General features: G+C 62.6%; 13 protein-coding genes. 8 read left to right on the top strand and 5 right to left on the bottom strand.

Annotated elements, in window-relative coordinates; genetic code table 11:
• Positions 1-46: 46 nt before the first annotated feature.
• Both O3303_RS16000 and O3303_RS16005 read left to right on the top strand, forming a co-directional pair.
• Positions 47-586 (top strand): carbohydrate binding domain-containing protein, encoded by a 540-nt coding sequence (locus O3303_RS16000; protein ID WP_269559386.1) that lies wholly within the window; start codon positions 47-49, stop codon positions 584-586.
• Between the two features lie 197 nt (positions 587-783).
• On the top strand, positions 784-2,085 hold the full coding sequence (locus tag O3303_RS16005) for a hypothetical protein (protein WP_269559387.1): 1,302 nt from the start codon (positions 784-786) through the stop codon (positions 2,083-2,085).
• A 98-nt stretch (positions 2,086-2,183) separates the two neighbouring features.
• Here O3303_RS16005 and O3303_RS16010 read toward each other — a convergent pair whose 3' ends face one another.
• On the bottom strand, positions 2,184-2,906 hold the full coding sequence (locus O3303_RS16010; RefSeq protein WP_269559388.1) for a glycosyltransferase family 2 protein: 723 nt from the start codon (positions 2,904-2,906) through the stop codon (positions 2,184-2,186).
• 179 nt (positions 2,907-3,085) lie between these two features.
• Positions 3,086-3,871: an SDR family oxidoreductase gene (locus O3303_RS16015; RefSeq protein WP_269559389.1), complete on the bottom strand. Its 786-nt coding sequence runs from the start codon at positions 3,869-3,871 to the stop codon at positions 3,086-3,088.
• Between the two features lie 147 nt (positions 3,872-4,018).
• On the opposite strand from O3303_RS16015, the gene O3303_RS16020 reads away from it, so the two are divergent.
• From O3303_RS16020 to O3303_RS16045, 6 genes are all read left to right on the top strand, one after another.
• A complete protein-coding gene (locus O3303_RS16020) occupies positions 4,019-4,555 on the top strand; it encodes a 3-hydroxyanthranilate 3,4-dioxygenase (protein ID WP_269559390.1) in 537 nt (178 codons plus the stop codon).
• Entirely contained in the window at positions 4,556-5,869 is a 1,314-nt protein-coding gene (locus O3303_RS16025; protein ID WP_269559391.1) for a glycosyltransferase family 39 protein, read from the top strand. It abuts the gene before it with no gap.
• 166 nt (positions 5,870-6,035) lie between these two features.
• Positions 6,036-7,061, top strand: a complete 1,026-nt coding sequence (locus tag O3303_RS16030; protein ID WP_269559392.1) for an amidohydrolase family protein — start codon at positions 6,036-6,038, stop codon at positions 7,059-7,061.
• A 26-nt stretch (positions 7,062-7,087) separates the two neighbouring features.
• Positions 7,088-8,371: a kynureninase gene (kynU, locus tag O3303_RS16035; protein ID WP_269559393.1), complete on the top strand. Its 1,284-nt coding sequence runs from the start codon at positions 7,088-7,090 to the stop codon at positions 8,369-8,371.
• A gap of 240 nt (positions 8,372-8,611) precedes the next feature.
• Positions 8,612-9,322 carry a hypothetical protein gene (locus tag O3303_RS16040; RefSeq protein WP_269559394.1) on the top strand — a complete coding sequence of 237 codons (711 nt, stop codon included), beginning with the start codon at positions 8,612-8,614 and terminating at the stop codon, positions 9,320-9,322.
• A gap of 23 nt (positions 9,323-9,345) precedes the next feature.
• Positions 9,346-9,945, top strand: coding sequence for an alpha-ketoglutarate-dependent dioxygenase AlkB family protein (locus tag O3303_RS16045; RefSeq protein WP_269559395.1), 600 nt, complete (start codon positions 9,346-9,348; stop codon positions 9,943-9,945).
• Positions 9,946-10,029: 84 nt separating this feature from the next.
• On the opposite strand, the gene O3303_RS16050 is transcribed toward O3303_RS16045, so the two are convergent.
• From O3303_RS16050 to O3303_RS16060, 3 genes are all read right to left on the bottom strand, one after another.
• Positions 10,030-10,200, bottom strand: coding sequence for a TonB-dependent receptor (locus O3303_RS16050; RefSeq protein WP_269559396.1), 171 nt, complete (start codon positions 10,198-10,200; stop codon positions 10,030-10,032).
• A gap of 67 nt (positions 10,201-10,267) precedes the next feature.
• On the bottom strand, positions 10,268-13,006 hold the full coding sequence (locus O3303_RS16055; protein WP_269559397.1) for a TonB-dependent receptor: 2,739 nt from the start codon (positions 13,004-13,006) through the stop codon (positions 10,268-10,270).
• 286 nt (positions 13,007-13,292) lie between these two features.
• Entirely contained in the window at positions 13,293-13,568 is a 276-nt protein-coding gene (locus O3303_RS16060; protein WP_269559398.1) for a hypothetical protein, read from the bottom strand.
• Positions 13,569-13,594 lie beyond the last annotated feature (26 nt).

The raw sequence follows: 13,594 nt of genomic DNA on the forward strand, positions 1-13,594 counted from the left end.
ATTTTCCGCTAGTTTTGGGTCCACAATTACTTTTTGTCTCCTTTTTATGAAAAAACTGCTGTACGCGCTTTTGGCAGTGAGCATGGCCTCCTGCGGCGATAAAACGGCGGAACTGCCGGCCAATCAACTTGCCGGCAACGACTTCGAATCGGTGGACGGCTGGATGGGCGACAACACGCCAAACTCCCTGACCAAAGAAAAAGCGCATTCTGGCCGCTACGCACTGAAAGTAGGCCCAGCCGTAGAGTATAGCATGGGCTACAGCAACCTGCTGGGCAAGCTCAGCGCCAGCAAGCTGCGCAAGATTAAAGTGCAGGCCTGGGTGAACCTGCCCAGCGGCAAAACCGAAGCCGTACTGGTGGCGCAGATAACGGACCCTGCCAATCCGGCCGCAAAACCCATTGTCTGGGAGGCCGTGAAGCTGACCGACCAGGTGAAATCGTTCAACAAGTGGGTGGAAGTAGAGAAGGAAATAACCTTGCCCGACAACATCACTTACGCCAATAAAATCAGCGTGTATCTGTGGCGTACCGGAGCCGCCGAAGCCGCCTACATCGATGACCTGATTATCAGCAAAAGCGAGTAGCAGCCCTTGCGTGCAGGAGCGAAGCGGCTCTTTGGGGTTGGTATTGAGCCATTCCCAAAGAGCCGTTTTGTTGTCAGCAACGCTCGTTTTGTTCGTTCTTTAGGGCTATTGGCTACACCTTGAGCCCAGGCACACCTGTATATCCATAGTATGTTGCCGCCGCTTCTATTGATGGTGGCCTCTGGTTCTTTGCGCTTATGAAGTCACTTGCCTCCTATCTGCTGATTGTGGTGCTGGCACTGCTAACCGTATTTCAGGCCCGCAAATGGGATGCACACGACGTGCTGATATGGGACATGGCCGGTTACTATCAGTACCTGTCCAGTCATTTCATTTACGATGACGTGGGCGACGGCACCTACACGGCCGCCGTGCGCGCCCAATACCGCCCCGACCTCGACAGCCGCTACGGCCTAGTGCCTGCTCCCAACGGCCGGCAGGTGATGAAGTATTCGCTGGGAATGTCGCTGTTTTATGCGCCAGCGTTTTTTCTGGCGCACGGTATTGCCACTGCATCAGGAGCGGTGAATGATGGCTATTCTCCGCTTTACCAAAAGTCCCTGGTCTTGGTCTGCCTCAGCTACGCTATGCTGGGCTTGTGGCTGTTGCGGGTTGTGCTACGCCGGTTCTTCGACGATACTACCGTGGCGCTGACCGTCCTGGCCGTGGGGTTGGCAACCAATTTTTTCTGCTACGCCACCTATGAGTCCCCGATGTCGCACGGCATCTTGTTTCTGCTCAATGCCGCGCTGGTGTTGCTCACGGTCAGGTGGTTGTCGGCTTTTCGTTGGCTTGATGCCGCGTTGCTGGGGGTGGTGCTGGGCCTGCTTGGGCTGGTACGCGTAACGGAGCTCTGGATGGTGCTGGTGCCGGCGCTTTGGGGGCTTACCTCATGGGCGGCAGTACGGGAGCGGGCCCGGCAGCTCTGGCAGCACCGCGCCCAGATTGGGCTGGTAGCCGGCATAGCCGGGGCACTGCTGCTGGTGCAGCCCTGGTTCTGGCACAGCGTAGGCGGTGCCTGGTTTATCGACTCTTACCCCAACGAAAAGTTCGATTTCCGCCACCCGCATCTACTGGATGGTCTTTTCAATCCGCGTAAAGGCTGGCTGATTTACACCCCGATTATGGGGCTGGCCTTACTCGGAATAGGGATGCTGCGGCGGCAGGTACGGGCCGCGCTGCCGGTGCTGCTGCTGCTGCTGCCGCTGGTGCTCTACGTCACATGGTCGTGGTGGGACTGGGGCTACGGAGGCAGCTTCAGCCAGCGCCCGCTGATCAGTCTGTATCCGCTGCTGGCGCTGCCGCTGGCCAGCGTATTCGACCGCTGCCGCCGCTCTTACGCCTTGCTCTACGGTGTGACTTTCGTGCTGCTGCTGTGCATTTTGCTCAATCTCACCCAAACTTGGCAGTACTACCGCGGCATTCTCCACTGCTGCGATACCACTTGGGCGATGTACAAGGACCATTTTTTCTGGCTGGAGTGGCCCCCGGCGAAATAGCAAAAGCCAGCGCCTGATACTCCGATAGCACGAGGCTCCGCATTGTCCGCCGGCGTGCGTCAGCTACGGTAAGCTCACGGCCTCGCTGCCTGTTGTGCTTACCCGAACAGTCCGTACTTCACGATGCAATAAATGGCCCGGAACCCGTCGCGCCAGCCGATTTTCTTGCCCTCGGCGTAGGTGCGGCCGTAGTAGCTGATGCCCACCTCGTAGATGCGCACGTCCTTCACCCGCGACACCTTGGCCGTTACCTCGGGCTCGAAGCCGAAGCGGTTTTCCTCCAGCTTCAGACCCTGAATAATGTCGCGGCGGAACAGCTTGTAGCACGTCTCCATATCGGTCAGGTTCAGGTCCGTGAACATGTTCGAGAGGAAGGTGAGCATCTTATTGCCGATGCTGTGCCAGAAGAACAGGATGCGGTGCGGGTTGCCGCCGATGAAGCGGGAGCCGAACACCACGTCGGCGAAGCCCTTCAGAATAGGCTTGAGCAGGCGGTTGTATTCCTCAGGGTCATATTCCAGGTCGGCATCCTGAATGATAACGTAGTCGCCGGTCGCTTCCCGGATGCCGGTGTGCAGCGCCGCGCCTTTGCCCTTGTTCACGGGGTGCTGCAGCAGCCGCAGCCCCATTTCGGGGTATAGGGCCGCATACGCCTCAATGGCCTGCACCGAGTTGTCGGTGGAGCAGTCGTTCACCAGAATAATCTCCTTCTTGATGTCGTTGACCAGCTTCAGCTCCCGCAGCAGATCCAGGATCTGGTGAATGGTGCGGCCCTCGTTATAAACCGGAATGACGATAGAGAGCTTGTCGATGTGTACCAAAGGGAAGTAGGGTTAGCGGAGAGCAGGCAAAAGTAGGGTAAATGGCTTAATGGTAGAATTGAATGTTGCGCGAAGCTTTGTGTGCGCGCACGGACGCACCATATTCCTGCCCGGTAGGGCCGGATACTCGCTTTGCTCGTTCGCGCAGCAGAAGCTTCGCGCCACTTCCCGTCGTTCCTTTACAGGCTGCCGGTGCGGCCGCCGTCTACGGGCACGTTGGTGCCGTTGATGTAGCCGGCCGCGGCCGACGCCAGAAAGGCTACGGCGGCCGCCACTTCTTCGGCCTGCGCAAAGCGGCCGGCCGGAATCAGCTTCAGCATGCTAGCCTCAATTTCCTCGGTGGTCTGGCCAGTCTGGGTGCTTTTCTTCTCGATGAGCGAGGTGTGGCGCTGGGTGAGCGTGGCCCCGGGCAGCACGTTGTTGACGGTGATGCCGTGCGGGCCCAGCTCGTTGGCCAGCGTTTTGGCCCAGCTGGCCACCGCTCCCCGGATGGTGTTGCTCACGCCCAGCCCCGGCAGCGGCTGCTTCACCGAAGTGCTGATGATGTTGATGATGCGCCCGTGCCGGCGCGCTTGCATGGCCGGCACCACGGCCTGCGCCAGCAGGTGGTTGCACACCAGATGCTGCTCAAAGGCGGCCCGAAAGGCCTCTACCGGGGCCTCCAGAATAGGTCCACCCGCCGGCCCACCGGTGTTGTTGACGAGGATGTGGAAGCCTTCGGGGTGCTGCTGGAGATAGGCGTGCACTACCTGGCGCACCTCGTCGGGCTGCGCAAAATCGGCGACGAGGTAGTGGTGCTGCTGGCCGTGGGGCGTGGGCAGGGCCGCGGCCGCCTCGCGCAGGCTGGCTTCGTTGCGGGCCAGCAGCACGACGGTGGCGCCGCGGCGCGCCAGCTCTTCGGCCACGGCCCGGCCGATGCCTTGCGTGCTGCCGCCCACCAGGGCGCGTTGGGAGAGGAGGTCCATAGAAACGGGGTGGAGAGGTGAAGAGGGGCAAATTACGGGGAGAGCTGCAACGGACAATGCAGCAAGTGGCTTTATCATAGAATCGGCCAAACGCCTACATTCGTACTCCCACCCGTTTCCTGGTCCACCCATTCACCACCCACCACTATGCCTGTCGCCCGCCCCTTCAACCTGCAGCACTGGATTGACGAACACCGCCATCTGCTCAAGCCGCCTGTCGGCAACCAGCAGGTGTTTCTCGACAACAAAGACTTCATTGTGATGGTAGTTGGCGGCCCCAACGCCCGCAAAGACTACCACGTGGACGAAGGCGAGGAGTTGTTTCTGCAGATCGAAGGCGACATTGTGGTGAAGATCATCGAGGATGGTCAGCCGGTGGATATCCACATCAAGGCCGGCGACATGTTTCTGCTGCCGCCCAATGTGCCGCACTCGCCGCGGCGGCCGGCTGGCACGGTAGGGGTGGTGCTGGAGCGCTACCGCACGGCCGGCGAGCTGGACGGCTTCCAATGGTACTGCGAAAACTGCGGCCACAAGCTCTACGAGGAGTACGCCGAAATCACGGACATCGTGAGCCAGCTGCCGCCCATCATGAACCGGTTCTGGCAGGATGAGCACAAGCGCACCTGCCAAGTGTGCGGCACTGTAATGGCGCCTCCCGCGCCGGTAGTGGCTCCGGAGTAGATGCGGGCTTCTGGTTATCTGCTCCTGCTGACGGGTGCGCTACTGGCGCTGCTCATGTTTCAGAAGCGCCATTGGAAGCCGCTGGAAGTGTTCGACACGGACCCCGGCGGCTACTACGTGTACCTGCCCTCGGCCTTTATCTACCACGACCTGGCCCGCGCCGACTCGCTGGAAATCCTGCACCGCACATACAAGCCCGGTACTGAGGTGAACATCGGGTTGGTGCCGGTGCCGGAGCGGGGCGGCTACATCACCAAGTACCCGCTGGGCGTGGCCCTGGCCGATGTGCCGTGGTTTTTGGGCGCGCACCTCTACGCCGGAATGTCGGCGGGGCGCTACGCCCCCGACGGCTTCTCGCGGCCCTACCAGCAGATTATTATGGTGGCCGGGCTGGCGCACGCGCTGCTGGGGCTGTGGGTGCTGCGGAAGCTGCTGCGCCGCTGCTTCCCCGCCGATGAGCCCACCGTAGCCTGGGCGCTGGCTGCCATCGGCCTGGGCACCAATCTGTTTTGCTATGCCAGCCTGGAGGCGGCTATGGCGCATGCGCCGCTGTTTCTGTGGCAGGCGTCGCTGCTGTATTGCACGGCTCGCTGGTATGAGAGCCGGCAACCTCGATTTCTGCTGGGCATCGGGCTGTTTCTGGGGCTGGCGGTGCTCACGCGCCCCACCGAAATCCTCTACGCGCTGGTGCCGCTGCTCTGGGGCCTGACTTCCGTAGCCGACCTGCGGGCCCGGGTGGCGCTCTGGTGGCAGCACCGCGGCCCGCTGCTGGCGGCCGGACTGGTGTTTGGGCTGGTGGCGGGCCTGCAGCCGCTGTTCTGGCGCGCTACCACCGGGCACTGGCTGTTCTATTCCTACCGCAACGAGCACTTCGACTTCCTGCATCCGCATTTGCTGGATGGGCTGCTGAGCTTCCGCAAAGGCTGGCTATTATATACGCCGCTGGCCGGGCTGGCGCTGCTGGGCGTGGTGGGGGCACTGCGGCGGCAGCTGGCTGCGGCCTGGCTGCCGGCGCTGACCACGGTCGTGGTGGTGGTGTACGTCACGTTCAGCTGGGAGCAGTGGTGGTACGGCGGCGGCTTCAGTGCCCGGCCGCTCATCAGTTTGTATCCGCTGCTGGCGCTGGGGCTGGCGGCGCTGCTGGTGCGCGCCCGTACCCATGGCCGCCCCGCCTACACGCTGCTACGGACCTTGCTGGTGCTGGGCATCGTGCTGAATTTGTGGCAGACCCGGCAGTACGGCGCCGGAATTATAAGCTGGGACGGCACCACCGCAGACGCGTATTTCAGCCACTTTTTCGATGTGAAGCTGTAGCATAAGCTTCAGCTTGTGCCGGGGCCTCACCCCAACCCCTCTCCCGAAGAGAGGGGCTCTAACTCTAAAAATTAAAAAGTTAGTTCCCCCCTCTCTTTGGGAGAGGGGGCTAGGGGGTGAGGCCCCGGTGCTAGCTAAACCACTAACTCTCTCTAACCTCCCGCCTGTGCTGTCCGTCGATATCCATACCCACATTCTGCCGGAGCGCTGGCCCGATCTGCGCGAGCGGTACGGCTATGGCGGCTTCATCCGGCTGGAGCACCACAAGCCCTGCTGTGCGCGCATGATGCAGGACGACAAGTTCTTCCGCGAAATCCAGGACAACTGCTGGGACCCTGAAGTGCGGCTGCGCGAGTACGACCAGTTTGGGGTGCAGGTGCAGGTGCTCAGCACCGTGCCCGTGATGTTCAGCTACTGGGCCCGCCCCCACGATGCCCTCGACCTGAGCCAACTGCTCAACGACCACATTGCCGGCGTGGTGCAGCGCTACCCCAGCCGCTTCGTGGGCCTCGGCACCGTGCCGATGCAGGCCCCCGACCTGGCCGTGCGGGAGCTGGAGCGGTGCATTCAACTCGGGCTGGCCGGCATCCAGATCGGCTCGCATGTCAACGACTGGAACCTGGACGCGCCCGAGCTGTTCGAGGTGTTTCAGGCGGCCGAGGAACTGGGCGCCTGCGTGTTTGTGCACCCCTGGGACATGATGGCGCAGCAGAAAATGCCCAAATACTGGCTGCCCTGGCTGGTGGGGATGCCCGCCGAAAGCACCCTGGCGCTTTGCTCGCTGGTGTTTGGCGGCGTGCTGGAGCGGCTGCCGAAGCTGCGGGTGGCTGTGGCCCACGGCGGCGGCACCTTCGCCAGCACCATCGGCCGCATCGAGCACGGCTTCAAGGTGCGCCCCGACCTGTGCGCCGTCGACAACCCCGTGAACCCGCGCGACTACCTGGGCCGCTTCTGGGTGGACTCGCTGGTGCACGACCCACTGATGCTGGACTACCTGGTGAAAACCCTCGGGCCCGACAAAATCACGCTCGGCACCGACTACCCGTTTCCGTTGGGCGAGCTGGTGCCGGGCGAGCTGATTGCCAGCATGCCCTTCTCAGCCGATCTGAAGGCCCAAATTCTGGGCCAGAACGCGCTGGACTGGCTGGGTTTGCCCGAGGCGCAGGTGGCCCAAATTCTGGCGGGCCGATAGGCCGCAGGCACCGTATCTTTGCCCTGATGACCTCCTTCGAACCCACCGCCGAATTCGCCGCCCAACTTGATGCGCAGGACCCGCTGCGCGACTTCCGCCACCAGTTTCACATCCCGCCCGGGCCCGATGGGCAGGACAGCATCTACCTGTGCGGCAACTCCCTGGGCCTGCAGCCCAAAACCGCCCGCGCCGCCGTGGAGCGCCAGATGCAGAACTGGCAGGAGCTGGCCGTGGAAGGCCACTTCCGCGGCGACACGCCCTGGATGACCTACCATGAGCGCCTGGAGCAGGCCACGGCCCACATTGTGGGCGCCAAGCCGCTGGAAGTGACGGTGATGAACAACCTCACCACCAACCTGCACCTGCTGCTGGTGTCCTTCTACCAGCCCACGCCCACCCGCTACAAGGTGCTCATGGAAGGCGGCGCTTTCCCGTCCGACCAGTACGCCCTCGAAACCCAGGTGCAGATGCGCGGCTTCCAACCCGACGACGCCATTGTGGAGCTGGTGCCGCGCCCCGGCGAGCATACGTTGCGCACCGAGGACATCGTGGCCAAGATTGCCGAGCTCGGCGATTCGCTGTGCACCATCATCATGGGCGGCATCAACTACTACACCGGGCAGGTGTACGACATGGCGGCCATCACGCAGGCCGGCCACGCCGTGGGCGCCCGCGTCGGGTTTGATCTGGCCCACGCCGCCGGCAACATTCCGCTTCAGCTGCACGACTGGGACGTGGATTTTGCCTGCTGGTGCTCCTACAAGTATCTCAACTCGGGCCCTGGCGGCGTGTCGGGTGCATTCATTCACGAGCGGTTTGCCGACCAGCCCGAGCTGCTGCGCTTGGCTGGCTGGTGGGGCTACGACGAAAAGGAGCGGTTCAAGATGAAAAAGGGCTTCCGGCCCATGCGGGGTGCCGCCGGCTGGCAGCTCTCTAACGGCGCTGTGCTCACGCTGGCTGCCCACGAAGCTGCCCTCAATATCCACGAAGCTGCCGGCGGTATGGCCGCGCTGCGCCGCAAAAGCGAGCAGCTTACGGCCTATCTGGAGTTCCTAATCCGGGGGCTGGCGCTGCCGGCCGGCACGCTGGAAATCATCACGCCTCAGGACCCCGCCGCCCGCGGCTGCCAGCTCTCCATTCTGGTGCAGAAGGATGGCCGCCAACTGTTCGACTACCTGATGAGCAAAGGCATCATCGGCGACTGGCGCGAGCCCAACGTCATCCGGCTGGCCCCGGTGCCGCTCTACAACTCCTTCCAGGACGTGCAGCGCGTAGGCGCCGCCCTGGCGGAGTGGAGAGTAACTGAGTAACAGAGTAGCTGAGTAACTGGGCAGTAGCGCGAACTTTGTAGTTCGCGTCCCCGCACCGTTCGGATGATTGTAACGGCGCGGAGGCGCGAACTACAAAGTTCGCGCTACTGCTGCCCGCTACTCAGCTACTCCTTTACTCAGCTACTCGCTCGTGTAATATTTAGGGCATCATTTCCCGGGCCGTGCTGTTCTGCGTAATACCACCGACCTTCGATGGTTTCCTAGTTGACCCCCAGTACCATGTCTGAAGAGTACGCGGAGAAAATGCCCCGCAAAAACCTGTCTGAGCTGCTCCTGTACGTGCGCAACCGCGCCGAGTACCGGGAAGATGCCGTGCTGGCCGCTCTCGAAGAGCTGGACCGGCGCGGCCTGCCCCAGCCCGAAGCCGCCGAAATCCGGGCCGAATACGGCCCGATTGTGGAAAAGCAGGAAAAAGAAAAAAAATCCCGCGAAGCCACCGCCGCCCCCGTGCCGGGCAGCCGCCCAACCAGCGCCGCAGGCCAGCCGGCCGCGGCCGAGGAGCCGGCGCTGTACTCGCCGGGCACCATCGTGCTGTTTTCCATGCTGCCCATGTCGATGATGATTGGCGGGGGCGTGCTAATGGCCATGAACCTGTTTCGGCTGGGGCGCAAGCGCGCGTTGCTGGGGCTGCTGCTGTTTATGGTGGTGTATCTCCTGGTGGTGTCCAACGTTATGGCCTGGGCCATGCTGCAGGGGCTGAACCCGTACCTGGCCATCGTGCTGTTCAACGTGCCGGCCGTGCTGGCCTACCTGTTCTGGTTCTGGCCCCGCTACGTGCAAAAGGCCACGTACCGCAGCCGCAGCCTGGTGCCGCCCATGATTATCTGCTTCGCCCTCGTCTGGGGTTTGCAGCTGCTAATGCCTTACATCCTGAAAAACCAGCCCCCGGACGTGAAGCAGCAGATGGAGCAGATAATGAAGCGCCAGTAACGGCCCGCTAACCGCCCTCGCCCGTGCCGCTGGTTTCTCTGCCTCTGCCCGACGCCGACGTGCTGCTCGACGAGGCGTTCCTGACGCCCGTCGCCGCTGAGGCTCTGCTCCGGGAGCTGACCGACACCATTGCCTGGCGGCACGAACCCATTAAGCTGTTCGGCAAGGAAGTGCTGCAGCCCCGCCTCACGGCCTGGCACGGCGACCCCACGGCCCGCTACCGCTACTCCGGCCTCGCGCTGGAGCCCCAGCCCTGGACGCCCGCGCTGCGGCACCTGCGCCAGCAGCTGGAAGCCGCCAGCGGCGCCCGCTTCAACAGCGTCCTGCTCAACCTCTACCGCTCCGGCCAGGACAGCATGGGCTGGCACGCCGACAACGAGCCCGAGCTGGGCCCCGCGCCCGTTATTGCCTCGCTCAGCCTCGGCAGCACCCGCCGCTTCCGCCTGCGCCCCCGCAACTTGGCCCGTACCCCCCACGCCCCCGTTTCGCTGGACTTGCCCGGCGGCAGCCTGTTGCTGATGCGCGGCGCCACCCAGCAGCACTGGCTGCACGCCGTGCCCAAAACCGCCCGCTTCGCCGGCCCCCGCCTCAACCTCACGTTTCGCCAGATTGTGGGCGTGTGAGTGCTCAAGTCAATCCAAACCAAAACGGCCGGCTTCCATCTGGAAGCCGGCCGTTTTGGTTATCAGCTGTAGCGTAACGACTTGCTATTTCAGCTCAAATAGCAGCCCTGCGTAGGCCAGACGGCCGACGCCGGGGCCGCCGTATACCTGCACGTTCTGGCTGTCGAGGATGTTGAAGGCGCCTAGCTGCAGCGTGGCGCCCAGCTTTGGCAGCGTGTAGCCCAGGTAGGCGTCGAGGGTGCTGTAGCCAGTCATAAAAAACGCCGCCTTATTCCCACAACGGGAATAAGGCGGCGCCTTTCTTATGCGGTATTTCGAAGGGCTACTTGATATCTACCTGCAACCCCACGAATACGAGGCGGCCGATGTTCGGCCCGCCGTATACCTGGGTGTTGGTGGCATCCAGCAGGTTGGAGCCGCCGGCCTGCAGCGTCGTGTAGAACTGCGGAATGGCATAGCCTACGTAGGCATCCACGGAGCTGTAGTCGGCCAGTTCACCCACGGCGAAGGGCAGCTCGTAGAGGTGGCCCTGGGCCCAGCGGTAGTTCACAGCGTAGCTAAGGCGGCTGTTCACGAGGCCGTTGACGCCCACGTTGTACTTGTGCTTAGGCGTGTTGAAGAACGACTGGAAGTTGTCTGGTAGGTTGCTCTTGTCCAGCACGTTCAGCGAGTAGTTGGCCGTCAGGGTCAGGGGCTGCGCTACGCTGTAGCTGGCGCCCACGGCAGCGCCGCGGGTGCGTACTTCCTGGCTGGCGTTGGTCCAGGCCTGCAGAATGCGGGTAGGGGAGGTGGCGCCCTGAAACGGCTGGGGTGTCTGCAGGGCCGTGAGCAGCTGCGTTGGCGTTGGGCGGCTGCCGTCGCGGTTGCCCACGAAGCGCTGGGCCCCGATGAAGTCGTTGTAATAGCTCTGGTAGTAGTTCACGTCGAGAGCCAGCTTTTCGCCCAGCGTGCCTTTGTAGCCGGCTTCGTAGGTGCTCAGGCGCTCCAGCTTAAGAGCGGCGGCGCTGTATTCGAAGGGCGTCAGCACGGCCGGGTTGGCCTGGGCTGATACGATGGTGGCCTGCGTGGCCGCGCCCGTCGTGTAGCCCTGGAAGCCGTTGCCTACGTTGCCCAGCAGCAGCACCTGCCCCACGTCGAGGCGGATGTACTGGTCGAGCTGCGTGGGCGAGCGGAAGGCGCGGCCGTAGGAGGCGCGGAAGTTGTGCTGCTTGCTGGCGCCGGCCGAGTACACCACCGAGGCGCGGGGCGAGAAGGCGGCGTCGAAGTTCTTGAAGGCATCCACGCGGCCGGCCACGGCCAGTTTCAGGCGCTCGTCCAGCAGCTTCTGCGTGAGTTGGGCGTAGCCGCCCATTTCGCGGTTTTGGATGCGGGCGTCGTCGTCGGAGTACAGGTTGCCGTTGGAGCCCAGGCGGAACTTGCGGTAGGCGGCGCCCACAATCAGGTCGGTGCCTTCGGCCAGCGGCAGGTTGTACTGGGCGTTGCCTTCGTTCAGCAACGAGCTGGGGTTGAGGCGTGCGCCGCGACCCGGCGTAGCGTCGTTGATGATCTGGCTGCGCAGCTCCTGGAAGCGCGCACCATTGGGGTCGAGCTGGGTGGCGTTGGCCTGCGTCTGGGCCACGGCCTGCGCCTGCTCCGGCGTGGCGCCGGTGCTGCGGGCCTGCTTGTAGGCCCCGTTGTAGGTGCCGAAATACTGGTCGACATTACGGACGGTGCTGCCATCGGCCACCGGGGCCGTCTGCAGAAACGAGCCCAGGAAGTTCATGTCGTAGGAATTGGCGCCGAAATCCTGCACCGACTGCCCGCGCAAAAACCAGCGGGCTCCCTTGATTTCGCCATGAAACTGGTTAGTGCCGAAGTCCTTGAACCGGTAGCGGCTGCTACTTTGGTACGTAGACGTGCCCCGGCTGTAGTTGAAGCCGGCCGTCATCTTAATGCTACTCGTGAGCAGGTACGACAGTGTCGGGTGCACCTTCAGCGACCGGGCTTTGTCGTCGTCGCCAATGAGTGCCTGCTCGGTGAACCCCGGCATGAACACCGTTTTGCCCACCAGCTCCGGCGATACCCCACCGGGCAGTGGCTGGTTGGCAGTAAACGTGTTGGGTACGTCGCCGTAGCGGTTCACGGCGTCGTAGCCCAGGCTGGAGCCTTCGGCGTTGTTGCGGCGCTCCACCAGCGTGCTGGTGGCGGCGTAGTTGCTGGCCAGCCAGTCGTCGGCCGTCAGATAAGAGCCCACCACTTTAAAGGCGAACTTCTCGCCCAGCTTCTGGGCGTAGCGCACCTGCCCGTCGAAGAAGCTGCGCTGCCCGCCGCGCACCCGCACGCTCAGGCCCTCCGTCACGAAGGGGTCCTTGGAGTTGAGCAGCAGCACGCCGTTGAAGGCGTTGGCGCCGTACAGGGCCGAGGCCGGCCCGTGGATGATTTCAATGCTTTCCACATCCAGCTCCGACAGGCCCGTGAGGTTGCCGGCATTCACATTCAGACTCGGCGACTGGGTATCGAAGTAGTCGGTGAGCTGAATCAGGCGCTCCGATTTGGCCGAGTTGAAGCCGCGGGTACTCAGCGAGTTCATCAGCAGACTGCTGCCGTTCACGTCGATGCCTTTGTAATGGTTGAGGCCCACCTGCAGGTCGGCCGTCGGGATGCGCTCCACCTGCTGGGTGTTGAGCTTTTCCACCGTCACGGGCGCCTGCAGAATGCCTTCCTGCACCCGCGAGGCCGAGGCAATTACCTCGCTGGTAAGCGTGGCATTCACTTTCAGCGTCACCTGCACGGCGTTGTCAGGCTGCGGCAAAGACACTTCGCGCGTCTCGTAACCCACAAACGACACCGACAGCACTACCGGCGGCTCCGAAAAGTCGGCCCGCAGCTGGAACCGGCCTTCGCGGTCGGTGCTGCTGCCAATGAAGGTGCCTTTCACGAAAACCGTGGCGCCGGGCAGCGGCTCACCCGCGTCGGTCTGCACAATGCCGCTCACCGTAACGGCGGCGTCCTGGGCCAGCAGCGGGGCTGCCTGCAGCAGCAGAAACAGCAGAGTGAGAAATAGATAGTAGTTTTTTTTCATAGGGAATTTGAGCGCAAAAAGAGCAGAATTTGAAAAAGACGAAAGGGTAATATCCCGCAAAATTAAAGTTGTTATGCCTAACAAAAAAGGGGGCAAGCACTTGAATATCAAATCATTATTGTTAAGCATTTAATTGTGCTTAAACAATATTTAATATGCTTAATTTATAGGTTGCTGCTCTCGACTGCGGAGCACTGGCCAAGCCAGCCTGATGACGCTGATTGGGCAGAATAAAAAAACCGCCCGAAGGCGGTGGCAGGTAGCAGACGTAGTAGTGGGCGGGGGGCTAATACCGGATATCCGGGTGGCCGTACAGCACCGGGCAGCTGGCTTCGCCAATGGTGTAGTCGCCTACACGTAAGGAACCGGGCTCCAACGGCTCGGCGGCATCGGGTAGCGCTTCGGCGGCCGGCTGGCTCTGTAGCTCAGGTGTTTCCTCCGGCTCGGTGGGCAGTATGGCCGGGCTCAGGGCGGCCCACCGGGCTACAAGCCAAGCTGGGGCAGGCAGCACGAAGTACAGCAACAGGCAGGCAGCGGGGCGGGAGGCAGTGAGACGGCACATGGGGAGGGGTGGGGGATTTAGTTTAT

It is taken from the genome of Hymenobacter canadensis (assembly GCF_027359925.1).
GTDB classification, from domain to species: Bacteria; Bacteroidota; Bacteroidia; order Cytophagales; family Hymenobacteraceae; genus Hymenobacter; species Hymenobacter canadensis.

Excerpts from the sequence above, each read along its gene's own strand:
- O3303_RS16000 (WP_269559386.1), top strand. The coding sequence starts at position 47 with ATGAAAAAACTGCTGTACGCGCTTTTGGCAGTGAGCATGGCCTCCTGC.
- O3303_RS16005 (WP_269559387.1), top strand. The coding sequence starts at position 784 with ATGAAGTCACTTGCCTCCTATCTGCTGATTGTGGTGCTGGCACTGCTA.
- O3303_RS16015 (WP_269559389.1), bottom strand. The coding sequence starts at position 3,871 with ATGGACCTCCTCTCCCAACGCGCCCTGGTGGGCGGCAGCACGCAAGGC.
- O3303_RS16020 (WP_269559390.1), top strand. The coding sequence starts at position 4,019 with ATGCCTGTCGCCCGCCCCTTCAACCTGCAGCACTGGATTGACGAACAC.
- O3303_RS16025 (WP_269559391.1), top strand. The coding sequence starts at position 4,556 with ATGCGGGCTTCTGGTTATCTGCTCCTGCTGACGGGTGCGCTACTGGCG.
- kynU (WP_269559393.1), top strand. The coding sequence starts at position 7,088 with ATGACCTCCTTCGAACCCACCGCCGAATTCGCCGCCCAACTTGATGCG.
- O3303_RS16040 (WP_269559394.1), top strand. The coding sequence starts at position 8,612 with ATGTCTGAAGAGTACGCGGAGAAAATGCCCCGCAAAAACCTGTCTGAG.
- O3303_RS16050 (WP_269559396.1), bottom strand. The coding sequence starts at position 10,200 with ATGACTGGCTACAGCACCCTCGACGCCTACCTGGGCTACACGCTGCCA.
- O3303_RS16055 (WP_269559397.1), bottom strand. The coding sequence starts at position 13,006 with ATGAAAAAAAACTACTATCTATTTCTCACTCTGCTGTTTCTGCTGCTG.
- O3303_RS16060 (WP_269559398.1), bottom strand. The coding sequence starts at position 13,568 with ATGTGCCGTCTCACTGCCTCCCGCCCCGCTGCCTGCCTGTTGCTGTAC.